At 49.2% G+C, this 24,329-nt stretch carries 26 protein-coding genes and 1 riboswitch; of the genes, 3 read left to right on the top strand and 23 right to left on the bottom strand.

What is annotated here, in order from left to right; all coding sequences use genetic code 11:
• From cobS to cobD, 10 genes are all read right to left on the bottom strand, one after another.
• Positions 1–891: an adenosylcobinamide-GDP ribazoletransferase gene (gene cobS / locus AC4PM4_RS09065; protein WP_063564373.1), complete on the bottom strand. Its 891-nt coding sequence runs from the start codon at positions 889–891 to the stop codon at positions 1–3.
• Positions 888–1,448: a bifunctional adenosylcobinamide kinase/adenosylcobinamide-phosphate guanylyltransferase gene (gene cobU / locus AC4PM4_RS09060; RefSeq protein ID WP_063564374.1), complete on the bottom strand. Its 561-nt coding sequence runs from the start codon at positions 1,446–1,448 to the stop codon at positions 888–890. Before cobU ends, cobS begins: the two co-directional genes overlap by 4 nt.
• On the bottom strand, positions 1,445–2,575 hold the full coding sequence (gene cobT / locus AC4PM4_RS09055; protein WP_274570074.1) for a nicotinate-nucleotide--dimethylbenzimidazole phosphoribosyltransferase: 1,131 nt from the start codon (positions 2,573–2,575) through the stop codon (positions 1,445–1,447). The genes cobU and cobT overlap by 4 nt, the downstream gene beginning before the upstream one ends.
• A gap of 47 nt (positions 2,576–2,622) precedes the next feature.
• Complete coding sequence (locus tag AC4PM4_RS09050; RefSeq protein WP_072734441.1) at positions 2,623–3,432, bottom strand: ABC transporter ATP-binding protein; 810 nt, start codon at positions 3,430–3,432, stop codon at positions 2,623–2,625.
• An 8-nt stretch (positions 3,433–3,440) separates the two neighbouring features.
• The gene (locus AC4PM4_RS09045; protein WP_090808224.1) at positions 3,441–4,487 is read right to left on the bottom strand and encodes a FecCD family ABC transporter permease; all 1,047 of its coding nucleotides are present in this window, start codon (positions 4,485–4,487) and stop codon (positions 3,441–3,443) included.
• Entirely contained in the window at positions 4,484–5,488 is a 1,005-nt protein-coding gene (locus AC4PM4_RS09040; protein WP_371121646.1) for an ABC transporter substrate-binding protein, read from the bottom strand. Before AC4PM4_RS09040 ends, AC4PM4_RS09045 begins: the two co-directional genes overlap by 4 nt.
• A 394-nt stretch (positions 5,489–5,882) precedes the next feature.
• Positions 5,883–6,019: riboswitch (cobalamin riboswitch) on the bottom strand.
• Positions 6,020–6,185: 166 nt separating this feature from the next.
• On the bottom strand, positions 6,186–6,833 hold the full coding sequence (locus AC4PM4_RS09035; protein WP_176854597.1) for a histidine phosphatase family protein: 648 nt from the start codon (positions 6,831–6,833) through the stop codon (positions 6,186–6,188).
• The gene (gene cbiB, locus AC4PM4_RS09030) at positions 6,824–7,804 is read right to left on the bottom strand and encodes an adenosylcobinamide-phosphate synthase CbiB (RefSeq protein ID WP_090953395.1); all 981 of its coding nucleotides are present in this window, start codon (positions 7,802–7,804) and stop codon (positions 6,824–6,826) included. Before cbiB ends, AC4PM4_RS09035 begins: the two co-directional genes overlap by 10 nt.
• A gap of 44 nt (positions 7,805–7,848) precedes the next feature.
• Positions 7,849–8,676, bottom strand: a complete 828-nt coding sequence (locus tag AC4PM4_RS09025; protein WP_491613381.1) for an adenosylcobinamide amidohydrolase — start codon at positions 8,674–8,676, stop codon at positions 7,849–7,851.
• On the bottom strand, positions 8,657–9,805 hold the full coding sequence (gene cobD / locus AC4PM4_RS09020; RefSeq protein ID WP_491613380.1) for a threonine-phosphate decarboxylase CobD: 1,149 nt from the start codon (positions 9,803–9,805) through the stop codon (positions 8,657–8,659). Before cobD ends, AC4PM4_RS09025 begins: the two co-directional genes overlap by 20 nt.
• Positions 9,806–10,015: 210 nt before the next feature.
• Between cobD and lplA the strand changes: the two genes are divergently transcribed.
• Entirely contained in the window at positions 10,016–11,017 is a 1,002-nt protein-coding gene (gene lplA, locus AC4PM4_RS09015) for a lipoate--protein ligase (RefSeq protein WP_064639935.1), read from the top strand.
• Positions 11,018–11,250: 233 nt separating this feature from the next.
• On the top strand, positions 11,251–12,054 hold the full coding sequence (locus AC4PM4_RS09010) for a Cof-type HAD-IIB family hydrolase (protein WP_491613378.1): 804 nt from the start codon (positions 11,251–11,253) through the stop codon (positions 12,052–12,054).
• Between the two features lie 111 nt (positions 12,055–12,165).
• Here AC4PM4_RS09010 and AC4PM4_RS09005 read toward each other — a convergent pair whose 3' ends face one another.
• Positions 12,166–12,489, bottom strand: coding sequence for a hypothetical protein (locus AC4PM4_RS09005; protein ID WP_161490569.1), 324 nt, complete (start codon positions 12,487–12,489; stop codon positions 12,166–12,168).
• Between the two features lie 22 nt (positions 12,490–12,511).
• Complete coding sequence (locus tag AC4PM4_RS09000; RefSeq protein WP_491613377.1) at positions 12,512–13,450, bottom strand: DMT family transporter; 939 nt, start codon at positions 13,448–13,450, stop codon at positions 12,512–12,514.
• A gap of 120 nt (positions 13,451–13,570) precedes the next feature.
• On the opposite strand from AC4PM4_RS09000, the gene AC4PM4_RS08995 reads away from it, so the two are divergent.
• Positions 13,571–14,992 carry an aminotransferase-like domain-containing protein gene (locus AC4PM4_RS08995; RefSeq protein ID WP_491613376.1) on the top strand — a complete coding sequence of 474 codons (1,422 nt, stop codon included), beginning with the start codon at positions 13,571–13,573 and terminating at the stop codon, positions 14,990–14,992.
• A 186-nt stretch (positions 14,993–15,178) separates the two neighbouring features.
• On the opposite strand, the gene AC4PM4_RS08990 is transcribed toward AC4PM4_RS08995, so the two are convergent.
• The 11 genes from AC4PM4_RS08990 to AC4PM4_RS08940 all read right to left on the bottom strand — a co-directional run bounded on the left by AC4PM4_RS08990 (position 15,179) and on the right by AC4PM4_RS08940 (position 24,166).
• The gene (locus tag AC4PM4_RS08990; protein ID WP_072734264.1) at positions 15,179–15,805 is read right to left on the bottom strand and encodes an ABC-2 transporter permease; all 627 of its coding nucleotides are present in this window, start codon (positions 15,803–15,805) and stop codon (positions 15,179–15,181) included.
• Positions 15,798–16,664 carry an ABC transporter ATP-binding protein gene (locus AC4PM4_RS08985; protein ID WP_063564627.1) on the bottom strand — a complete coding sequence of 289 codons (867 nt, stop codon included), beginning with the start codon at positions 16,662–16,664 and terminating at the stop codon, positions 15,798–15,800. The genes AC4PM4_RS08990 and AC4PM4_RS08985 overlap by 8 nt, the downstream gene beginning before the upstream one ends.
• Entirely contained in the window at positions 16,664–17,044 is a 381-nt protein-coding gene (locus AC4PM4_RS08980) for a GntR family transcriptional regulator (protein ID WP_063564387.1), read from the bottom strand. Before AC4PM4_RS08980 ends, AC4PM4_RS08985 begins: the two co-directional genes overlap by 1 nt.
• A gap of 220 nt (positions 17,045–17,264) precedes the next feature.
• Positions 17,265–17,846, bottom strand: a complete 582-nt coding sequence (clpP, locus tag AC4PM4_RS08975; protein ID WP_062326868.1) for an ATP-dependent Clp endopeptidase proteolytic subunit ClpP — start codon at positions 17,844–17,846, stop codon at positions 17,265–17,267.
• Between the two features lie 18 nt (positions 17,847–17,864).
• Complete coding sequence (locus tag AC4PM4_RS08970; RefSeq protein WP_491613375.1) at positions 17,865–18,731, bottom strand: RNA polymerase sigma factor; 867 nt, start codon at positions 18,729–18,731, stop codon at positions 17,865–17,867.
• 133 nt (positions 18,732–18,864) lie between these two features.
• A complete protein-coding gene (locus AC4PM4_RS08965) occupies positions 18,865–19,644 on the bottom strand; it encodes an MBL fold metallo-hydrolase (protein WP_491613374.1) in 780 nt (259 codons plus the stop codon).
• A 157-nt stretch (positions 19,645–19,801) separates the two neighbouring features.
• Positions 19,802–20,248, bottom strand: a complete 447-nt coding sequence (locus tag AC4PM4_RS08960) for a hypothetical protein (protein WP_064639948.1) — start codon at positions 20,246–20,248, stop codon at positions 19,802–19,804.
• 55 nt (positions 20,249–20,303) lie between these two features.
• Positions 20,304–21,239: an ABC transporter ATP-binding protein gene (locus AC4PM4_RS08955; RefSeq protein ID WP_063564391.1), complete on the bottom strand. Its 936-nt coding sequence runs from the start codon at positions 21,237–21,239 to the stop codon at positions 20,304–20,306.
• Positions 21,236–22,261 carry an ABC transporter ATP-binding protein gene (locus AC4PM4_RS08950; protein WP_090953217.1) on the bottom strand — a complete coding sequence of 342 codons (1,026 nt, stop codon included), beginning with the start codon at positions 22,259–22,261 and terminating at the stop codon, positions 21,236–21,238. The genes AC4PM4_RS08955 and AC4PM4_RS08950 overlap by 4 nt, the downstream gene beginning before the upstream one ends.
• Before the next feature lie 101 nt (positions 22,262–22,362).
• On the bottom strand, positions 22,363–23,208 hold the full coding sequence (locus AC4PM4_RS08945) for an ABC transporter permease (RefSeq protein ID WP_053781729.1): 846 nt from the start codon (positions 23,206–23,208) through the stop codon (positions 22,363–22,365).
• A gap of 7 nt (positions 23,209–23,215) precedes the next feature.
• Complete coding sequence (locus tag AC4PM4_RS08940) at positions 23,216–24,166, bottom strand: ABC transporter permease (RefSeq protein ID WP_064639956.1); 951 nt, start codon at positions 24,164–24,166, stop codon at positions 23,216–23,218.
• Positions 24,167–24,329 lie beyond the last annotated feature (163 nt).

Raw genomic sequence — 24,329 nt, 5'->3', positions numbered from 1 at the left:
TTATATCAAAAAGAATCCCTGTAACAGACTAAGTACCGTTAGCAGTGCGGCCTCAAGCAGCTCATTCATGGCTCCATATGTGTCCCCTGTAAGTCCACCCAGCCTTTCGCTGATACGCCCGGCAACGAATTTGCCAATCACATAACCAGCCAATGGTACCACAATGATCGCTGCAACAGGATATAGCCACCATGGTAACGTCCCCAATCCATTCTCCGTCGCCAGTACCTGGAACATGGCTGTATCCGGCTGGAAGATCCATACCGCAGCCCATGTGATCACACCTGACAGAATGGTTAGCCCAACCGCGGAGCTTCGTGCACGCTGGACTTCCCTCCGTTCCCCCAATCCCTTGAACAGGACAGCGAGTCCATCGTCCTTGCGGGCATTCGGCCAGGCCGCCATGGCATATACCATGAACCAACGGCTCCAGATCATCGGCAGGATGAGCAAAGCTCCATAGGCCCAGTTACCACGTGCGATAAAGTCAGCAATCAATGCTGCTTTCATCATCAACAGCAGGACACAGGCGATTACGCCCATGGCCCCCACACGACTGTCTTTCATAATCTCCAGCATTCGCTCACGGGTTCGATAACTGAGTAGCCCATCTGCCGTATCCATCCAGCCATCCAGATGAAGGCCTCCGGTTAGCCATACCCATAACGTCAAGGTTAACACCGCTGCCGGAAACGATGGAAGCAGTGCACCCGTCAGGGCTCCGCCCAGCCAGACGCATAATCCGATGACCGCACCAACCAGCGGGTAATACACTACACTCTCCCGCAATAATGGCGGGACGAAATCAAGCTGCATTTTCACCGGGAAACGGGACAGAAATTGAAAAGCGGCCGCAGCCGCATGTTTTTGTTCAAGATCGCCTTTACTCATAAACGATACTCCCTGCTTTTCAGCTCAATCGCAATGCCCACTGTCACCAGAAACACTTCGCGGCAAACCGCGGCAATCCGCTGATTGAGAATGCCCGCCAGATCCCGATATCTTCTGCCCAGCGCATACTCCGGCACAATACCGTCCCCTACTTCATTGGTGACAAGCACGAGCAGACCCGGGTACGACTGGATGGCCGCTACCAGCGCATCCATATGATCGTACAGCACCTGCACCGGTTCATGTTCATGCGCTAACAGCACATTGCTGAGCCACAGTGTCAGACAATCGACCAGAACGGTCGGTGCAGACGTACCTGTATGGGACTCTCCCATTCGTGTAATTAACTCAGGCAATGCCAGCGGTTCCTCCACCGTATGCCATAGATATCCTGCTTCATCCCGCTGGCTCTGATGCAGGCGTATACGCTCGCGCATCTCGTCATCATAAGCTTGAGCCGTAGCGACATACCAAGCCTCAGAGGATCGCTGCATACAGAGACGCTCGGCAAACGAACTTTTGCCACTTCGCGCCCCGCCTGTCACGAGTACACTCATGATGATACCTCTCCTTGTACAGAGGAATCAGCAGAAGCTGATGAAGACTCCGTAGGTTGAGTCTCGTTCGTGCCACCAGATACACCCGCACTTGCAAATGTCGCCATCTCGTTCAAAATGCGGCATGACGCATCAATCAGATGAAGACTAAGCACGCCTCCGGTACCTTCACCCAGTCGCATGTCCAGATCCAGCATGGGCTTCAGGCCCAGTTCACGCAGCAACGCTGCATGTCCACTTTCATGCGATGTGTGGGAAGCAATCATGTATTCTGCGCTGAGCGGAGCAAGATGACTCGCAATCAACGCGGCAGCGGTGGAGATAAATCCATCCACGACAACCGGGCATCCGTTTGCAGCAGCAGCAAGAATCACGCCTGTCAGTCCGGCAATCTCCAGTCCGCCCACTTTGCACAGTACATCGAGTGCATCGTCTGCATTCGGAGCATTCACGCTGAGGGCTTGGCTGACTACTGCGGCTTTGCGCTGCAAACCGATATCATCTACGCCTGTTCCCCGGCCAACCGCTGAAGCAGGTGCTGTTCCGGTTAATGCACACATCACCGCAGCGCTAGCAGTTGTATTCCCGATCCCCATCTCTCCGGTCACAAACAACTGCGTTCCCTTCGCAACCTCGGTGGAGACCACTTCAGCTCCTGCAAGAATGGCCTCAATCGCTTCGCCCCGGGTCATTGCAGCACCCTTCGCCATGTTGGCTGTTCCTTTGCGGACTTTGCGGGAGACCAGGTCTGGATGATCCAGATCCGCATTCACCCCGATATCCACACAGATCACATGAGCTCCAGCGTGGCGCGCAAGCACATTGACAGCCGCTCCCCCTGCTAGGAAATTCAGGACCATCTGCGGCGTTACCTCAGCAGGAAAAGCACTAATCCCTTCTTCAACCACCCCATGATCCGCAGCCATAACGATGACAGCTCTTCGATCAAAGCAAGGCCGAGCCTCACCGGTGATTCCCGCCAGACGAATAACCAGCTGTTCAAGCTTGCCCAGACTGCCGGGTGGCTTCGTCAATGCATCCACATGTGCGGAAGCTTCAGCCGCAACTGCCTCATGTGGACCCACGATCCGACCCATTAACTGTTCCAACACCTGTTCATTATTCATACAGCCAGCACTTCCTTTATCAAAATATGGGGTTTCCCCCGGTTCATTCATTTCTTCTCTCGTCTTAGCAAAAGCTGTGGCAATCCATTGTCGGGATGATTCACCATGGCCGGGCTCACCCGGAAGATCTCCCGGATGTTCTCTTCCGTCATCAACGAATGGGGTGTGCCACTGCCTACACAAGTCCCGTCACGCAGCGCCAGAATATGATCGCAAAATTGTGCGGCCAGGTTCAGATCATGCAGCACCGCCACAATCGTAATATGATTTTTTTGACGCCACGCTGATAATAACTCCATGAATTGCAATTGATATTTGATATCGAGAAAGGTGGTTGGCTCGTCAAGCAATAATAGCCTGGGTTCCTGAGCCATGACTTTGGCAAGCGCAACCCGCTGCCGTTGTCCGCCACTCAGTGCATCCAAAGGTCGTTCGGCCATGTCACTCAGACCCAACTCCTCTAACACCTTATCAACTACTGCTGCTCCATCCGACGTTTCTTTGCCAAGCCAGTTCTGATAAGGGTAACGTCCCATCTCGACAACATCTCTTACGGGATAAGAGATGGCCGGCAGACCATCCTGCTGCAAGACCGCAATCATACGTGACAAATCTTTACGGGTGTATGAGGAAATGTCGCGTCCATCAATCTGTATGCTGCCTGCGTTCGGCTGTTCGGTTCCGGCAAGTAGCTGAATCAGGGTCGATTTGCCACTGCCGTTTGGACCAACAACGCCCCACCATTCACCCTCTTTGACTTTCCAGTCCACTGCATGCAGAGCCCGATGGTTACCATACATTTTACCAGCTTCCGTGACCTCTATCATCGGCCGGCTCTCGGTAAGGTCTGTTTTCATGAATGTGCTCATGGCATCATCCCCTTCCGCAGCTTTTTGTTCCGGTGTAGCAGATACGCGAAGAATGGCGCTCCAACGAAAGCCGTAACCACACCCAGCGGAATTTCGGTTGGGGCCAGCAATGAGCGTGCAATCGTATCTGCCCAGACCATGAAGATGGCTCCCCCAATCGCGGACAAAGGCACCAGCAATCGATAATCAGGTCCGACGATGAGCCGAAGAATATGCGGAATGACCAATCCGACGAAGCCAATCACGCCCGATACGGAGACAGCGCCTGCCGTAAGCAGCGTACCCACAGCTAACACCGACAGCTTCAATCCATCCACCTTAACCCCGATATGAGCAGCCTGTCGTTCCCCCAAGGCAAGCACATTCAACGAACGCGCACGGCTCCAGAGGAAAATCAGCCCCAGCACAAAATACGGGAAAAGGATGGCCGTATACGACCACCCACGCAGTGCCAGACTTCCCATCGTCCAGTATATAATTTCATTGATTGTCTGCTTCGACATGGTCGACAGGAAGGAGACTACGGCTCCCAGGAAACTTTGCATGACCACGCCAGCCAGAATGAGGCTGTGTGTCGGTATTTTGCGTCCCTCACGAGCGAGGGCCAGCACAAACCACAATGTAACTACTCCCGTCAGAAACGCGACCAGTGGCAGAGTCCAGATCCCAATCAGTGCATACTGCAATCCGAAAAAAATCAGAAAAGCCGCACCTACCGATGCACCGGACGATACGCCCAGGGTAAACGGATCAGCCAGAGGGTTACGAAGAACCCCCTGGAATCCAGTTCCGGCAATCGCCAGCGATGCACCTACAAGCACGGCAAGCAGTACACGTGGGAATCTGACCTTCCATATAATCTGTTCTGCTGCTGTATTCCAGTCAGGAACAATCCAGTCGCCCAGCCAGGGGATGCGATGAAGCAAGATGCCCGCAATGTCCCGGACAGGCAGGGCAACCGAACCGATGCCCGTGCAGATGAGCACGGTTAACACAAGCAGCACAATTCCGGCCGTTCCGTACACTGCCAGCTTTTTACTCATTTGAACAGATCAGGGTAGATCGCTTTGGCTACTTCTTTCAGACCTTGGGTTACCCGTGGTCCCGGACGGCTCAACAGGTTGGCATCCAGACCGATGACTGCATCGTTTTTCACAGCCGTGATTTGATCCCATCCGCTGCGTGCTTTGATGATTTGATCCAATGTTTTGGAATTTTCATCAATGACATCGTTCGCATATAGAATGACGTCCGGGTTAGAAGCAATAATGTTCTCTTCATTAATCTGATTCCAGCCAGTCAAGTCGGAAGCTACGTTGTTTCCTCCGGCAAGTGTGATCAATTCATCCATGAATTCGCCTTTACCCACAGTCCAGCCTGGAGAGAATTCAACGTATACTTTTTTCTTTTCTTCTGGTTTAACTGCCTTCACAGCTTCAGTTACATCAGCCACATCTTTTTTCATCTGGGTGATGATCTCCTGTGCTTTTTCCTGATGATCCGTGATTTTACCAAAAGTTTCAATGTTATTCATCACATCATCCACTGATTTAGGATCTGTTTTGAAAATGGTAATGCCCAGATCGCGCAGTTTCTTCACCGACTCTTTGCTCATCGAGATACCTGTAAATACGATGTCAGCTTCAGCTGCAATGATCGACTCTTCATTAGGCTTTGTTATGCCGCCCATTTTTGGTTTCTTTGTTGCTGCTTCCGGATAATCGTCATAGTCGGATACCCCTACGATCTGCTCGTCCAATCCGAGTGCGAACAGGGATTCCGTTTCAGCCGGAGATACGGATACGATTTTGGCTGGTGCTTTGTCAAAGGTAAATGATTCACCCGTAGCATCTGTAACCGTGAGTGGATATTGTGTTTTGAGATCTGTTTTCGCCTGTTCCTGGGATTGCTCCTGTGCAGGTTGCGAGGTTCCTGTACCCTCGTTCGTTGTTGTTGTACCACATCCGGCCAACGTCAGTGCCAGCATCGCTGCGCTCAGCAGTGACGCTACGCCTTTCCATGTCTTGAAATTCATTGTGTTCATTCTCCCCTTCTCTATCCATTCTAATGAGTAGTGCTCCTGTCCCAAATCCGCTTGAATTTGTGTTCCTATATAAGATGAACCAATAAAACTTTACACTAGGCCACTACGATTGCAGTACCATCTTCCGATCGCTGTTATTCCCAGATTTTTTTGATCCCCTTTTTGAAAAGGGAAAAATCCGGTTATAAAGGCGAACACTTCGTTTCTTCAGATTGGTTCTGCACTCTTCGTTCTCGTGTAATATTCGGTTCATCTTATATGAAAAAATAAAATCCCTAATCCTTGGGTCAGGATCAGGGATGACGTCTCGCATGTGGCGATCTGCGCATGATCAGCTTGGCGCTGTATATGCACAGAGAACTGCCCGAAACGCTGTCCTTTCCTCGAAGGAACACCGGTTTATACGTCCAGGGCAGGTAACCTGACTTACAGGAATTCATCCTGATTTACAGTGGCGGGACCGTGCCGGATTTACACCGGCTTCCCTATTTCACCCGTTTGCCGTTCATCGCCTTATATAAAAGCATGAAACATTACTGCATGCACTCGGGACCCATGGTCGCTAATATTGTTTAACCATTCAAGTGAGCATCCTGCATCGTTGGAAGGGCTTGTTGAGCCTCCATCCGATGATGCACTTGCTAAGTCACACTTCTGTTGTGATTATAGGTTATATTGTACATCCTTACAACCCGATTTACGGAAAAGTCAATCTGGTTCCAACCCAGCTATCCCCATCGCCAGCCAGCCGGATCTTTATCGCTTGTCCTGGTACTACCTGCGTATCCCAGAAATCTTGATTCGGAATGAGACGTGACACAATATAACGAATAACACCGCCATGCGTAATCACGGCTACTTTTGGCACGTTTATGCTGCGAGAGTGCAGTATTGGTGAAAAGGACATCAGACACTCTTCCATAAATGAATCAATCCGCGCTGCAAATGCTGTCCAAGGCTCGCCACTCGGTGGCGTTACCTCATGCGGCGCATCGATCCAGTCTCGGTACTGCGAATTGTCCTTGAGCTGATCGTAGGTCAACCCCTCCCACTGACCAAAGTCGATCTCCCTTAGTCGGGCATCAAGCTTGGCCTGTCCCATTTGGGACGATGCAATGTGTGAAAGTGTCTGCTGACAACGCAGCATATCACTGCAATACAAGGCGTCGCATGTGATATCGCTACACTGCTCACGCAGCGAAGATAGCTCCTGCTTTGCCTCAGGCAACAGTCCGATGTCAGTATGCCCAAGATACCTTTTTTCCAAGTTCCACGCCGTTGTACCATGACGTATCAAAATAATCTCACGGCTTTGCATGCCACCATGTCCAGCTTCTATCTCCATAACAGTGCACCTCCAGCAGACCATATCCCGAAGGTGACCAACCAACATAATAAAACAAAAGAACCTGCCGACCAGAACATAAGCCGTGTTGTTCGTACAATATCTTCTGCTTCCATCCGTCTTGTAGGCTCGCCCATATATGCGCGAAATGAAGCAACGCCGTGATATACGTTATGTCCACCAAGTCTTATGCCCAGCGCTCCGGCCACCGCCGACTCGGGAAAACCGCTATTTGGGCTTGGGTGCAGTCGTGCATCCCGGGACACCATGTGTGCTGCCCCTCTGGCATCCAGCTTCATGAACCAAGCTCCTATAATTAACAGCAAGGCGGTAAGCCGCGCGGGAATCCAGTTGGCCCAATCATCTAGACGGGCAGACGCCCAACCGAGATGCAGATATTTTTCATTTTTATAACCTACCATCGAATCCAGTGTATTCACCGCTCGATAGGCCATGGCAAGTGGTGCACCACCAATCAGGGCATAGAACAGTGGAGAGACGATGGCATCCACGATATTCTCCGCCACAGTCTCTACCGTCCCACGCACAACCTCCGGTTCATCCAGATGAGCCGTATCACGTCCTACAATCATACCCAGTGAACGTCTCGCCGCAGGCCAATCTTGTTGACTCAGATGGCGGTAAACTTCCATACCTGCATCCTTCAAACCTTTCGAGGCAATGGTGGTTGCGATTAACACCACTTCTGCCACAACCGCAACAGCGGGATGAATAAGACCCAGCACATAGATCAATCCCCAAGTCAGTGCAAAAGAACCGCCTGCAATCAAAAGGGGAAATAATACGCCCGCTCTTTTGAGAGCCTGGTTCGAGTCCACCCGCGATCTTATCGCCCGCTCCAGTGCAGAGATGGCCTTTCCCATGCCAATCACCGGATGAGGAATCCAGCGTGGATCTCCGATGCAGCGATCCAATATGTATGCTCCTACAATAATCCAGGCTCCAGCCATTCCCGTCCAGATCGGCCAAGAAGCCCATTGAATCAGCAGAGATGTCATTGCTTGTTATTCCTCTCTTTCCACTCCTGCGCGGCTTGCAGGCTTTCCGTTATCGTGTCATACACCAGCCTGCCGATCGCTGCACCCATGACCGTAGCCGTCCCGGCGTAACTGATGAGCGGTTTATTTACTTCAGCCTGACTTACCGCGAGTACGATGGCATCCGTTGTTGTTCCGGTTGCAGTCAGACCATTCTCTGAATCCGCCACACCGAAATCAGCTAGCGCAGCGGCCTTCGCCTCTACCGCAGTCTGAATGGCATTCACCATCGCTCCAGCAGTCATACGCCCATTCATCCACAACATGATATTGATCGTACCGGGAGTATAGGTTGAAGCCGAAACCTTCCCAATTTTCTGGGACACCGTCCCATTGCTCATCTCATTCCCCGCAGCATCGAACACGGTTCTTGCAGAACCTGCCCGTGCAGCATTGGATACCCCTGCTGTAGTGCAGCAAAGTAATCCGAACTCATCACTTTCGTATTCCTGAATCGCTGTGTGCTCCAATCGAACCGCAGTCAGAAGACCGGCACATTGATCCTGTGGCTCTTGCCATTCACTCAACAGATCAGCAATATCACGAGGTGGATCATCACAGCGATAATGTCTGTCGACATAGATGTTGAATATACGATCAATTTCAATCATACCGCCCCCATACACGGCACTGGAAAGGGCTGTTACAGCAGAAGGACTGGACGCTTTAATATGCCGCTCATGTGCGGAGACGTGTAATCCAGGCCACACAGAAGATCTGTATTCGTTCTGGTCCTTTTGGTCCTTTTGTAAATGGGAGTAATAATTATAGAATGGCAGTGCCATCGCTTTGTCCCCCTGCCTCTAATCCGGTTGTCGGATTAGACGTAATTACATTTCCTATCGTTTCCAGCAAACGTCCGTTAGCCTCCGCGTCCTTGACCGCAAAACGTACATGTCGTTCCCCAAGTCCGGGATACATTGCGCAGCTTCGGATCAGTATACCGCGTTCACCGAGGGCAGCCTGGATGGACGTCGCTGTCCACGGCTCTGGCAGAGCTACCAGTATAAAGTTCGCTTCCCCTCGCGTCACCTTACATCCCAAAGCCTTCAGGCCTTCCGTTAATCTCTCCCGCTCGTGTGACACCAGTGCTAATGTCTCCTGTTCAAAATTATCCCCGCTGCGTAAACAGGCTTCACCTGCGATCAGTGCCAGCCCGTTCACACTCCAGGTGACCTGTTTCTCTGTCATGGCACGAATCAGTTCGGGACGACCCATCGCATAACCCAGACGCAGGCCTGGAATCGCATAAAACTTGGTCATGGACCGAATGATGATCACTTGCGGATACTCTTTCAAGCTGGACGCCAGCGATTGCCGCTGTGATTCAGCAATAAAATCGATAAATGCCTCATCGACAACCAATATCGTGCCTGTTGTCTCTGCTTTACGAGCAAGCCGTTGCAGAACGTCCACCGGATACTGTACCCCATTAGGATTGTTGGGCTGTCCAAGGAAGAGCAGGTTCACCTGCTCCATCAGCTTCTCAATATCTTCCGGTTCTGCTCGCCAGTCCAGCTCTTCCCGTCCTTGAACATGGTGGACTTCTGCTCCAAATTGTCTGGATAATGCACTGTACTCTGAAAAACCGGGCTCTACCGTACCTACTCTACGCGGCGCGAGTCCAAGTAAGATTAGAGCCATGCTTTCTGCCGCCCCGTTACCCACAGATATGTGATCTGGGGTTAAACCCAGTCGGTCACTAAGCAACATTTTGAACGCCCGATGACCCGGATCGGGGTAACGAAGTACCGTATGCAATCCTTGCTCAAGAGCCTCCAGCACTTCCCGAGGTGGACCCAGAGGATTAATGTTTGCGCTAAAATCGAGGAAATCCGCAGGATTCCCTCCAAAACGTGCCGCGGCGGTCTCCACATCACCACCATGCCCGAAAACTTCAATTAAACCGGTCATCCTGTCCGTCATCCTTTCTGCATGTCCTTTTTATTATGGATGTCGTGGCAGGCAGGGGTCAATCCTGATTTGGCTATTCAAGCCCTTTGCGGCTTCAATTTCTTTGTGTCCTTTCGACAATTCGTTTACAATAGAGAAGGAATTTCGATTCCGTAAGCATCACTACATAAGGGATATACATCCCTCACATACATTAATGGAGGAATGACCATGCTGTTTGTTGATAACCAGGGCATTACAGATCCTTCTGTAAACCTCGCCATTGAGGAATACATTCTGAAGCATCTGCCGATGGATGACAGTTATTTGCTGTTTTACATCAACCGCCCGTCCATTATTATCGGAAAACACCAGAATACCATTGAAGAGATCAATATTGAGTATGTTCAGGATAACGGTGTTCAAGTCGTACGTCGTCTTTCGGGAGGCGGAGCCGTTTATCACGATCTGGGCAACCTCAATTTCAGCTTTATTACCAAGGATGACGGACAATCCTTCCATAACTTCCGCAAATTCACGCAGCCTGTGGTGGAAGCCCTGCAAGAGCTTGGCGTTAATGCCGAACTGACGGGACGTAACGATCTGCAAGTCGGAGAGAAGAAAATTTCGGGCAACGCCCAATTCTCTACGCGTGGCCGTATGTTCAGTCACGGCACATTGATGTTCAACCTGAACCTCGACCACGTACAGGCTTCACTCAACGTTAATCCGGAGAAGTTCAAATCCAAGAGCACCAAATCCGTACGTTCTCGTGTAGCGAATATTCGTGATCTGATTGACAGCAATCTGACCATTGAACAATTCCGGGACGAGCTGTTGCGCCACATTTTCCGTATGGAGCCACAAGACGTTCCTCAATATGAACTCACAGAGAAAGACTGGGACAAAATCAACGAAATCTCTGCTGAACGTTATAACAATTGGGACTGGAACTACGGGCTTTCCCCGGAAAGCAATGTGAAGCATACACGTAAATTCCCTGTCGGCATCATTGATCTGCGCATGAATATCAAAGATGGACGGATTGAAGATATCAAAATCTTTGGTGATTTCTTCGGCGTAGGCGATGTGGCGGATATCGAAGATATGCTGCGTGGCAAGCGTTACGAGGAATCTGAGGTGCGTACTGCACTTAAGGGTCTGGATGTAAAACATTACTTCGGAAACCTGGAGCTGGAGGACTTTATTGGCCTCATTTTCCTGGAGGAGTAAGCAATTTAGATGTATATAGATGTTTTGAACTAACTATGATCACTGAAACGGAGAGGACAGAAAAAACCTGTAAAAGCGAAGCGTTCACCTTTATCACCGGATTTCCCCCTTATAAGAGGGATCAAAAAATCTGGGGATAACAGTGATTGGAAGGTTATTCTGTCATCGTAGTGCTTGTGTGAGTTTATTTAGTTCAATTAAATAGATACAGATAAAAAAGGAGAGAAACACAGATGACCTACAAATTAATCGCAATTGACATTGATGATACCCTGATCAACGATAACAAGGAAGTAACGCCTGCAACACAGACTGCCCTGGAACAAGCGGTAGCTCATGGTGTCGTTGTAACACTGGCAACCGGACGTGCCTATGCTTCTGCACAAGCACTCGCTCGCCAAACGAAGCTAAACGTGCCAATCATTACGTATCAAGGCGCTTTGGTGAAAAACTTGCTGGACGAAAAAGTACTCTACGAACGCTACGTTCCACAGGACGCTTCCCGCAAATTGTACGACTACTGCCTGGAGCATAATCTGCACCTGCAAACGTACATTGACGACAAACTTTTCGCCCGTGAAGAAAACGACAAGCTGCGTGACTACGCCAAACTGAATGGCACTCAGTACCACATCGAACCGGATTTCATCAAAGTGATCGAGCAAAAAACACCGAAACTGCTCATCATCGATGAGCCGGATTACTTGGATGAGGTTGCGGTTGCCCTGCGCGAACTGCTCGGATCAGAAGTACACATCACCAAGTCCAAGCCATACTTCCTTGAAATTATGCACCGCGAAGGAACAAAAGGCCATGCTCTAACCTTCCTGGCAGAACACTTCGGTCACCAATTGAGCGAGTGCATTGCCATCGGGGATTCCTGGAATGACCATGAGATGCTGGAAGTTGCTGGTCTTGGTGTAGCGATGGGAAATGCGATCCCTGCTCTGAAAGAGCTGGCAGATTACATTACCGCGAGCAATAACGAAGACGGCGTGAAGCAAGTGATTGAGAAGTTTGTACTGAACGCAGAGTAAGCTTTTAAGAGGTCGAATCCATATAAAACATGTTATTTCAAGATACAATGAAACAGCCCTGCACGGTGATGAATCGCTTGTGCAGGGCTGTTTCTGTAATAAAACTGTTAATTATTCTATTTTGCCATACTTCTCGTCAAATTCACGATTCCGCTCACTGATCTCCTTCATTACTCTCCCTTTGGATAAATCGGCCAATGGCCTAGGAAGCAGGAGTGTTACTCCTATAATGAATAAAAGAATGGCCAAGATAAGTCCAATGATGCCACCCGTTTCAAAAGTGGCTTGCAGATAACGGCCCCATTGATTGAACCAGATCGTTACGTCCGGTAAATGAATAATGGTCCCAATATGGATCATGCCATAGAGCACGATTCCCGCAAACAATAAAACAGCACCGATCCCCTGTCTATTTAAATGGATTACTCGCCTCATTCCTGCGTAAAATATATATTCCCTATTTCACCATGGATTTGGAAGTCTGACCCAATGAAGTTGTACGTTTTCCCTTTTTAAGCCACCCCATCACTTTCTCATTCATCGCCAGCAAACCTGAAACGATCAGCGCAACGCCCAACCAGGTAATCCAGCTTACATGCTCATTGTAGAGAACCGCCCCAAGCCCGACCGCAATCGGAGGGGAAATGTATAACCAGGTCGCTGGGAATAACGGGTTGGTACGAGACATGATCCAGTAGAACAAGCTGTGCCCGACCATCGAACCGATTACCGTCAGATAGATCAGGGATGATACCGTCGGCATCCAATCCAGTCCAGTTGTGCTCCACGATTCGGTCACCGCCGAAAGCGCAGATAACAGTACACCTCCGTACATCATTTGCACCGCATTGATCGCTACAGGATTAGCCTCCTTAAACTGGTTAATGACCTTTTTGGAGTACAACGCACCTGCCGAGTAACAGACTTCACCCACCAATACGGCAATACAGCCCCAAAGCCACAGGGAACTACCACCAATCGATACACCCGGCAACACGACGAGGATAACTCCAGCAAAACCGATCAGGCAGCCCGCAATCATGCGTGCAGACGTTTTTTGACGCAACAGCGCTGTCTGCATCACCATAATCATCAGTGGACCTGTTGCTGACAGAATCGCGCCAACACCCGAGCTCACATATTGCTCAGCCCAATACAAAGTCGCAAAGGTCCCGAACGTGAGTCCCGCACCCGTCAAGAGCATCTCTTTCCGCCATAATAAAGACAAGTTCACTTTCCCTTTCATCCACATCCATGCAAACATTAGAGCACCTGCAATGATAAAGCGTAGTCCGGCCGACAGAAAAGGCGGCATGCCTGCCTCCACGCCAATTTTAATCGCTAGAAACGTTGTTCCAAAAATAAGACACATTACGGTAAATGCTACTGCAACCATGCTAGCCCCTCCTTCATCTGTTCTCCATCATATAGCACTGTCCACAGAACAGAATGAATAAAACAGAACAGTTAGTTCCCGTTTGCTGTTACAATGGAGTTCAAAAGGAGCGTGAGCCGGGTGGGCAAAGCCATGTTGATGACAGATAACAGCCTGAAACTATATGAGCAAGTGGTACATTATCTGGTTGTACGGATCGAAGCCGGAGAGTGGAAAGAGCATGAGAAGCTGCCGTCCGTGCGGAGCCTGTCCGAGCTGCTCGGTGTACATCGCCTCACCGTTTTTAAGGCCTATCAGGAATTAAAGGAACGGGGGAACGTTTACGTCAAGGATAAGTCCGGTTATTATGTCAGCCCTGCTGACCCTTCTCCCGTGACAGATCAGGCCGATGACCCGGCAGTCTCTGCCTGGTTGCATTGGGATTCACTTGCCCGCGTGCAATCCCTTGAGGCGGAATACCAATTTTCCAAATCATTGATCGACCCCGCCCTGCTGCCAAACCGATATTGGGGAGAATTAATGCGGGATTTGCTGGATTTATATCCCCGTCTGCTTGGGACGTATTCCACGATTCAAGGAGATCTGGAGCTGCGTAGTGCCTTGGCAAGCCATCTGACGACGAGAGAACGTTTCTACATCTCGGCTGATGAAGTGCTGATCACTTCCGGGGCACAGCAAGCCATTGATGTGATCTCCCGCAGTCTCGTCAGACCCGGTGACCGTGTGCTCATGGAGAGGCCAACGTATGGCCCTGCGATGGAAATTTTCCGCAAACAAGGTGCCAAGTTAATTTTTACGGATATTCATCCTCATGGCTACGATCTGGAACAGATTGAACGCCTGATGAAGCAGGAAAAGCCGAGAGTATTTTATATGACGCCGACCTTCCAAAACCCTACGGGCATCAATATTCCGACCGAGCAGCGCAAACAGCTACCTGAACTGGCAGAACAGTACGGATGTTTTCTGGTGGAAGACGACAGCACCTATGATATCTATTTCAAGGAAAAGCCTCCCGCGCCAATCTTCACATACGATACTACAGGTCATACACTCTATATTCGCAGCTATAGCAAATATGTCGTGCCGGGTCTGAGGATTGCCGCCATTATGTGCCGTCCCCGGTTCATGCCAGGATTACAAGCCGTAAAAGCACTGACAGATAACGGATCACCTCTGCTGAACCAGAAGCTTTTCCTCCGTTATTTCCAGTCCCCACGCATGCACCAGCACTTGTCCAAGCTGCGTACCGCCATTCAACTGCGGATGGAAGTAATGGAACAGTGCCTTCAACAAACCAATTGGACGTGGACTCGTCCTGAGGGTGGACTCAACATCTGGGCGGAGCTTCCGGAAGGTGTAGATACGGGGCGCTTGCTTCACCGATGCATGGAGCATTCCGTCGCTTTTGTGCCGGGAACGGTATTCGATCCTTCCGATGCGAACGCCAGTCGCAAGCTGCGTCTCTCCTTCTCCTATGCTCACGAGCAGCAAATCCGAGAAGGCATGAGCAGACTCATTGCGTTGGCTGAAAATACGTGATGATACGTTTGCAAAATCTGCATTTGCAGATTAACGATAGCTTGTCTGGCAGGTCACAAATTTTAAATCTTCTGTAACACAAAAAGTCGCCGTTTGGCGACTTTACTTTTTGGGCTGCTGTTCTGCTGTTCTCGACTGGCAAAGTAAGTTTTAAAGTTTTTTTATTGAAATTCTTCTTCATCCATCCTATAGATCTTTCCTTGCAAACAGTCGGACCGTTACAAAATAGGAGACAATGAACAACAGAAGAATGCAAACTGAAACAAAAACATAAACCGAAGCACGACCCATTCCGTTCTCGCCTGCCATATATAAGAGCGAGGCGACAGGTTGCGCTAAAATAATAAGAACGATCATGAAAACCGTATTAATTATTCCCGCTCCCTTTTTACTAAGGGCGTAAAAAAGAGGCATATAGATCGAAATTAAAACCAGCACCATTCCAATCGAAATCAGGATGTCCAGTACCGAAAAGTCGGGCTTGTTCAGTTCGGGAAAAAGAAAGTTAACCAGCCAGTGAGCGCCTGACGAAGCGAAAACTCCAAAAAGCGTATAGAGAACGGCAGACAGATACTTTGCTTGCACAATGTTTCTGCGACTAAGCGGGAGCGTGACAAGAAATTTATGATTATGGTTTTTGATATCAATCATGGTTGCAAGCATAATCGAGCCAAAAGCGGTATAGATCCCTACAAAATACATCGACATTTCCACTGTCGGGATAAATGCGACACTGAATACAACAAAATAAAAAAGGATGGACCATAGCGAGCTTTTCAAAGCGATATAATCTTTGCGAAGCAAGTTAAGCATGATGCTTTTCCCCCTTGGCCGTAAAATAGATAAGGTCTTCGAGGGAGGGTCTATGTAAAAGAGCATAATTGCCAAATAATCGTTCTGCCTCCGCCTTGTTATCTGCCAAGCCTTCAAAACCAACCGCTGTCTCACGGATTCCGACGAATTGTCCTCGCGTGTCCGCATCAAGCAGCTTCATGTCCCCCTTTACTATCGTGTACCTTTCAAGCACATCATCCTTTGCTTCATTAAACACAATCTTTCCTTTATTAATGAATGTAATATAATCTGCTATACGCTCCAAATCCGTCGTGATATGAGTCGAGAAAATAATGGATCGAGTTTCGTCCTGTATCATATCCGCAAGCAGGTCAAGCAGTTCTCTCCGAAACACAGGATCAAGCCCGGATGTAGGCTCATCCATGATGAGTAGCTCAGCATCGTGAGATAAAGCGATAGCCAGTGAAAATTTTATTTTCATGCCTTTGGACAGTTCTTCAATCTTCTTTTTGGGAGACAATTCGAATTGCTCCAGGTAGTTGTTAAATTGCTTTTCATCCCATTTCTTATAAAAAGGAGCAATCATGCTTTTCATTTCACGGATCGTAAGATGCTCATAATAGAAACATTCATCTGAAACAATACCAATGCGTTCTTTAACGTTAACTTCCTGAGCAGGCATCTCTTTTCCCAATGTTTTGATGCTCCCAGAGTCCGGATGAATCAAGCCGGTGATCAGGTTGATCAGTGTGCTTTTCCCCGCTCCATTCGGGCCGATAAGTCCGGTAATATAACCTTGTTTTACATCCAAAGTGATCTGATCCAGCTTGAATAAGGGGTACGTTTTGGATAGGTTGCGCAACTCAATTGCGTTCATCATGCTTCTTCCTCCTCAACTAGCAACGTAAAATGCTTAACTACATCTTGAACACTCATGCCCAGTTCCTTGCTCTCACGAAGGATATCGAGCATTTTATCTTCGATTCGTTTCAGCCGCTGTTCCCGAATAAACTCCTGATTGGCCCCGGAAACAAAGGAGCCTTTGCCTACGACAGAATCAATCAGTTTCTCTTTCTCAAGTTCTTCATAGACACGTTTGGTAGTAATTACACTGACCTGCAGATCCTTTGCAAGTTGACGGATGGAGGGGAGACTCTCCCCTGCAACCAGTTCCCCGCTTAAAATGCTCTGTCTAATCTGGGTCAGAATCTGCATGTAGATGGGATCGCTTGATGCGTTTGATATTAGTATGTTCATGTTCTCTCACCTCACTGGTTTCAATCCAGCCCATGTATAGTGTATATATATAATATACACACTATACATGGGCTGAGTCAATAATCATTCAATTTTTTCCCAATACAGACAAGACAGCAAAGTAGCCCGAAAAGTCGAATGACCTCCCGGGCTACTTTGTTGTTCATTTTTCTTGCTTTTTTTAGTCGCTGTTTATTGGGACGAATGGCACCTTTTTTTCTTACGTACTGGATATCACCTTATCCACAAGACCATACTCGACGGCTTCCGCAGCGGTCAGGAAATAATCCCTGTCGGTATCCTTTTCAATCCGCTCCATCGGTTGTCCCGTATGATCAGCAAGCAGCTTATTGAGGCGCTGACGGTGCTGGATAATCCGGTTGGCATGAATCAGCATATCCGAGGCCTGCCCCCGCGTTCCGCCAAGCGGCTGGTGAATCATGATTTCGCTGTTTGGCAACGCCAGCCGTTTCCCTTTTGTCCCACCAACCAGCAGGATCGTACCGAAGCTGGCTGCCATGCCTGTGCAGATCGTGGAAATGTCAGGTTTCACGAATTGCATCGTGTCATAGATGGAGAATCCGGCAGTCACGGAACCACCAGGACTGTTGATATACATTTGAATATCCTTCTCCGGGTCCTCTGCGGTCAGAAACAACAACTGGGCCACGATCGCATTGGCCATCTGATCCTCAATTTCCCCGGATACCATAATGATCCGATCTTTCAGCAAACGGGAATAAATATCATAGCTCCGCTCTCCGCGGGCTGTCTGTTCAACAACATAAGGTACCACGTTCATGCATTTTGCCTCCCCGGTTTACGCAACCATGGTGACCGTATATCCTCCCCCATACGACATTGAACTCATACCGGAGCTTGAATAACTGTACATCACTGGCTGCATCGATTGAGACGGCAGAGTCTGCTGCAAAATCGTTCCCGCCACAGCCATCGGATCATCGGTCTGATTCAGGCATAAATCAATTAAACGGGCTGTATCACCGCTGCGGAACGCCAGTAAATAGCTGCGCAGTTCCTCCCGATTTTGCTGATACTCTTCCAATTGATTGGTCTGATCAGCATCCGTTTCGTTCAGGCTGTGCCTCACTTTCGCCAGAGCAGAGCGGGCACGACTCAGGGCAGCTTTGACCGCCCCTTCCGTCGTGTCCAACAGTTCAGCAGTCTCTACCGTCGTGTATCCCATCAGATCACGTAACATATATATCGCTCGCTGCCACGGTGGCAGTTCATCCACAAGGATTTGAACAGCGGACTCGACTTCCTCGAATCGCTCTTCTTCCTCAAATTCTTGCATAAATGGCTTCATGCTTTCCAATTTGCTTGCCAAGTTCTCACGCTTCCGTATGGCGTCAATCCAGGTGTTGCGTGCAACGCGGATGAGATAGGCTTCCCAGTTCATGTCCTCTGTCATTCCCGTTCTTCGGGCAGCTGAAGAGGATAATGCTTTAACACATGTATCCTGAACCAGATCCTCAGTCTCCCAGACTGAACCAGTCAATGACATGCAGTAGGCGTACAACGAGCCCAGCAGGTTTGGAAGCGCAGCTTCAATCGTTTGCTCTAAAGAATATCCGGTTTGAACACCGGAATGGCTATATGGTTCAACAGGTTTATCATTATGTGGTCTGTTGATTCTGCAATCCACGGACTTCACAAAGGCCATGTTTGGGGCCCCCCTTTGTTGGTTCCTGATTGATCTTACTTCAATTCACTTGCTGTAATTGCCTTGCACTATGTAAACGAAGAACCTCCGGTAAAGGATACGCTCTTCTGAATTAATTTTTAGCATTGTTGTCCTATTCACCTAGCTTCACCTTCAGACCAGTAAGTGCCAGCGTAATCCCCTGATTCAGATCATATTTCTGGCGCACATCGACGTCGTGAGACATATGTGTAAAATAGGTCTGACCCGGCTTCAAATCCTGCAACAGCTCCTGCGCCTCAACCATATCGTACACTGAGCGTGTGGAGAATTCCGCAAGTTCATGAACAAAGCTCGTTCCAAGTACCAGCAGATCGAGCCCGTATAGCGGCTGCTTCTCCGCAGCTTTCAGATCAAAGGCATCCGAGCAATACGCCCAGGTGTATCCTTCACGTTCCAATCGATACGCATACGAATAGCCATTATGACCGTGGCAAACTTTCCAGGAATGCACCTTCCATCCACCGAGCTCAATATCCGCATCCGTTTCCATGAAATTCATATGACGACCGAGCCATGGAAATTGACTCTGGATGGTCGTGATCACCTCCCGTGGTGCATACAACTGCCCTTTTACACCCAACCATCGACATGCATCTGCCCATTCGGGCAAGCCTCCAATATGATCAAAATGCGCATGAGTGATCAGCAGCGTCTGCACCATCCGCATCCCCTGGTCTTCCATCTGTGATCTCCAGTCCGGTCCGCAGTCAATCATGAAAGGTTCGTGCTCGCCATCACTATGAATCAAAACAGCAGCACGTTTGCGGCGATTGATCCCCGTAAGTCGGGCTTCTGTGCAAACGTCACAATCACAATACACCCGCGGAACACCCATCGCATCCCCGGTTCCCAGAAATGTTAGCTGATTCATTATGAAAGTCCCCTCTCTATCCCGGAAGCAATGCATCCCAAATTTATGTTCCATCCGATTAATGATATGTAAATTGTAATCTCCCACCTCTATTTTTGCAAAAAAAAGACCATCCCGCCGCAGTTATTCACTGCAAACGGGACAGTCTGTTGTTTCACTAAACCAAAGCCCGCAGCTTCAACGTCAGCTCTTGGCCCTCAGGTACATCTTTGGATTCTGTAATCACCCAGTTTGATGCAAGGCGTTTTGCCAGCACATCTGCCTGCTCCGGTTTTAATTTCAACCCGGTCACGATGCCTTCACCAACAGTGAAGTCTTTCTCTGGCTGTAATCCGAAGGACTTCTCCAAGTAGATCCCCAGACCACCACGAGTGTTAAAGGTAATCCGGTAGCCGTCTTTAACCGCGCCTTCCAGATTCTCGCCATGCTCATCCGCATAAGAGAAAAGATCATCATATCTGTAGTGCTCCTCAGACACGGCATCAAAAGCAGCAACATTTTTGGCCTGTATCGCTTCCAACAAAGCTGCATCCGACATGCCTTTGCTACGAGCCTGTTCCAGCCGAATGGCTGTATTTTGGGACAACTTAAACTCAGCACTCATCCAACTCACACCTTCCTGTCACTATATATCGTTATTCCATGATATTCCTAATCCATTATATCCTGTCTCGATAGCCGGATACAAAGTGTCCTGGTGAAACTTCCATCCACTCTGGTTCTTCATCCCGTCCCCGAGCGGATGGGTCGGTATCCCCACTGTAGATTGGTGGCATAACGTTCCGTACCGTTGGATCAGGTACAGGAATTGCTGCCAGCAATGCCTGGGTATACGGATGTACCGGATTACGGTACAGTTCTTCTGTTGGTGCCACTTCCACCAGCTTACCGCGATACATCACACCGATTCGATTGGAGATGTGGCGTACCATCGACAAATCATGGGCAATGAACAAATAGGTCAGTCCCAGCTCTGCCTGCAAATCTTCAAGCATATTGACCACCTGTGCCTGTACGGACACATCCAGAGCGGACAACGGCTCATCACACAAAATGAACTCCGGGTTCACCGACAATGCACGGGCAATGCTGATCCGCTGACGCTGCCCTCCACTGAATTCATGTGGATAACGCTCCGCGTGCTCTGGCTTCAGGCCCACACGGTTCATCAGGTCAAGCGCTCGCCCCTTCATCTCTGCTTTGGAAGCATAATTATGAATTTCCATGGGTTCACTAATAATCTGCAGGACATTCATACCCGGATTTAGTGAAGAATAGGGGTCCTGAAAAATCGTCTGCATCCGTTTGCGAAAAGGCTTCAACTGGCGTTCATTCATTTTCGCAACATCCTGTCCGCCAAACATAATGCTTCCGTCCGTCACATCATAGAGTCTCACGATGCTGCGTCCAGTCGTTGATTTGCCACAGCCGGATTCACCAACCAGTCCAAATGTTTCTCCCTTGTGAATATGAAAACTGACGTTATCCACGGCTTTCACGACGTCTTTGCCTTTGCCAGCACCACGTACCGGAAAATGTTTTTTCAAACCACGCACGTCCAGCAGTACTTCACGCTGATCGATTCCTGTACTCATTTCTCCACCTCCTCTGACGATGCTCCTGTTTGTACTTGATGTTGTTCCCGACCTTGATCGTCCAGCAACCAGCATAGCGCTCGATGACCGGGTGCAGTCTCGGTATACGCAGGCATCTGTTTGCATACTTCCATGGCGTGTGGGCAACGTTCCATAAACGGACATCCGGTTGGCGGATGAAGCAGATTGGGCGGTGTACCTTCAATGGTTGCCAGCCGCTGGCGTCCACCTTCCTCGCCATGCTTCGGAATGGAGCGCAGCAATCCCTGAGTATATGGATGCTGGGGATGAGCGAAAATACGCTCCACTGGCCCCTCTTCCATAATGAGTCCACCGTACATCACAATCACTCGGGTACAGACCTGAGCAACGACACCAAGGTCATGCGTAATCATCAGAATGGATGTCTGCGTGGAATCTTTCAGTTCCTGCATCAGCTGTAAAATCTGTGCCTGAATGGTCACATCCAGCGCTGTCGTCGGTTCATCCGCGATCAATAACTCCGGCTTACAGGACAGAGCCATGGCGATCATTACCCGCTGTCTCATGCCTCCGCTGAACTCGTGTGGATATTGGTCAATCCGTTCTTCCGGAGAAGGAATGCCCACTTGCCGCAGCAATTCAATCGCTTCCTTGCGTGCAGCCGACTTGTCCATTTTCCGGTGACGACGAATGACCTCTGTCATCTGTTTGCCTACACGAACCACTGGATTAAGTGATGTCATCGGGTCCTGGAAAATCATCGAGATGCGGTTGCCCCGGATTTTGCGCAGCTCATTGTCCGACTTGGTCAGCAGATCCTCTCCACGGAACAGAATCTGACCATCCGTAATCCGGCCCGGCGACTGGATCAGTCGAATCAGCGAACGGGCGGTAACACTTTTGCCACTTCCGGACTCGCCGACCAGCCCAACCACTTCGCCTTCTTTTAACGTAAAACTCACACCCCGGACGGACTGTACCTCACCTTCCCGAGTTGCAAAGGACGTTTTCAGTTGTTTGACCGATAATAAATCTGTCATTGTATTCACCCCGCTGTTTACATGATATGGGTTGTCGACTATATAAGTTAAAAGATTAATTTCACACTGGATCACTATGTGATCAACTCAACTTCAAACATTTATCGCTTGTTCGCTTTGGGCTCGAAGGCTACGCGGAACACATCCCCCAGGAAGTTAAACGACAGCACCGTCAGCAAAATAAACAATCCCGGGAAAATTGCCATATACGGCGCTTCACTAATAAAGCCCTGTGCATCATTCAACATGCTGCCCCAAGAAGAGTTCGGTTGTTTAACACCCAGTCCGAGGAAGCTTAGTGACGATTCCATCAGAATCGCACTCGCGATGTTGATGGTTGCTGCGACAATAATGGTTGGAATAATGTTGGGAATAATGTGCTTCATGATGATCCGGCCAGGCTTTTGACCCGATACACGCGCATACAGTACGTATTCCCGCTGCTTGACCGACATCGCCTCAGCCCTGACAATCCGGGCAATATTCATCCAGCTCAGCACCCCGATAATAACAATAATTGTACCGATCCCCGGCTTAAGATATGCGTTCAGGATCAGCATCAGGAAGAAGGATGGAATCGACATGAGCACGTCAACAATACGCATCAACGTATTATCCACCCAGCCGCCAAAATAACCACTAACCGTCCCTACCAGTGTTCCCATAATAACGGCAATTGCCATCGAAAGGAAACCTACGGCGAGAGACACTCGTCCTCCGTATAACGCCCGAGCCAAATAATCCCGTCCGTAATCGTCCGTACCAAACCAGTGATCTGCACTCGGCTGTTGAAGCCGCTCCATCACTACAATTTCATTTGGATCATGTGGAGACAGAAACGCAAACAGGGATGCGAGTACAAAGATGCCCAATATGATGACAGCCGCAAGGCCCAGTTTCTGCTGTCGGAACTGCGTCCGTAAATTACGCCAGCGCATTGAATTCATTTTTGTCTCACCCCGTTGTCTTGATTCGTGGATCTACCACGCCATATAAGATATCAGCTACCAGGTTTCCGACGACCAGCAGCACAGAGGACATCATCGTAATGCCCATAATAATTGGATAATCCAAACCGTGAACGGCCGAAATCCCGAGAGATCCCATCCCCGGCCACGAGAAAACGGACTCCGTAATAAACGCTCCCGCAATCAGCTCCGGCAAAGACATGCCGAGAATGGTGATTACAGGCAGCAGTACATTTTTGAGCACATGACGAAGCAGTACCGTTCCTTTGGTTGCGCCGTAGGCATATTGGATTTGGACATAGTCCTCTTCCAACTGACTGATTGTATTCGAACGAATATACCGCATGTACACGGACACGTTCATGAAGGTCAATACGGTACATGGCAAAATGCCGTGTTTGATAATATCCCATGCGGAGTCCATACCAACCGTTCGCATACCCATGCTTGGTAACCAGTGCAGCTCTACTGCAAAGAAATAGATCAGCATCATACCGAACCAGAAACTAGGAATCGATATCCCGATATACGAGATTAAGCTGAGTCCACGGTCAAACAGACTGTTCTGACGCGAACCCGCAATCATGCTCAGCGGAATAGAAATCAGCAAAGATAATAATAGCGATGCCCCCATCAATCCGAATGTAGCGGGCAAGCGTTCAACAATCATTTCGGCAACCGGGCGATGGTTCACCAGTGAATAACCAAGGTCGCCAGACAGTACATTTTTGAGCCATACGACATATTGCACGTACATCGGTTGATCAAGACCGAGGTTTTGCCGAATACGCTCCACATCTTCTGCCCCCATATTTGGGGTAACAAAGGAAAGCACCGGATCGCCCGGCGCCAGCTTGATCAAGGTGAACGATACGATGGAGATTACAAAAAGAAGAGGGATCGCTTGTGCGATCCTTCGGACAATATAGTTGTTCACATGGGCACCTCCGAATCAACGCCGGCCTCGCGGCCGGCGTTATTGGCTTGTTATATAGAATGAACGCAAGTGGATTGAACAAAGGATTCACATCGGCCACTCCGATGGCAGAACAATCTTCCAATCGCTGTTATCACCAGATTTCTTGATTTCCTTTTCTTGA

This window comes from Paenibacillus sp. MDV22-iso6 (genome assembly GCF_058408365.1).
Note: the sequence above shows the minus strand (reverse complement) of the source record. Positions and strands in the feature narration are given on the sequence as shown.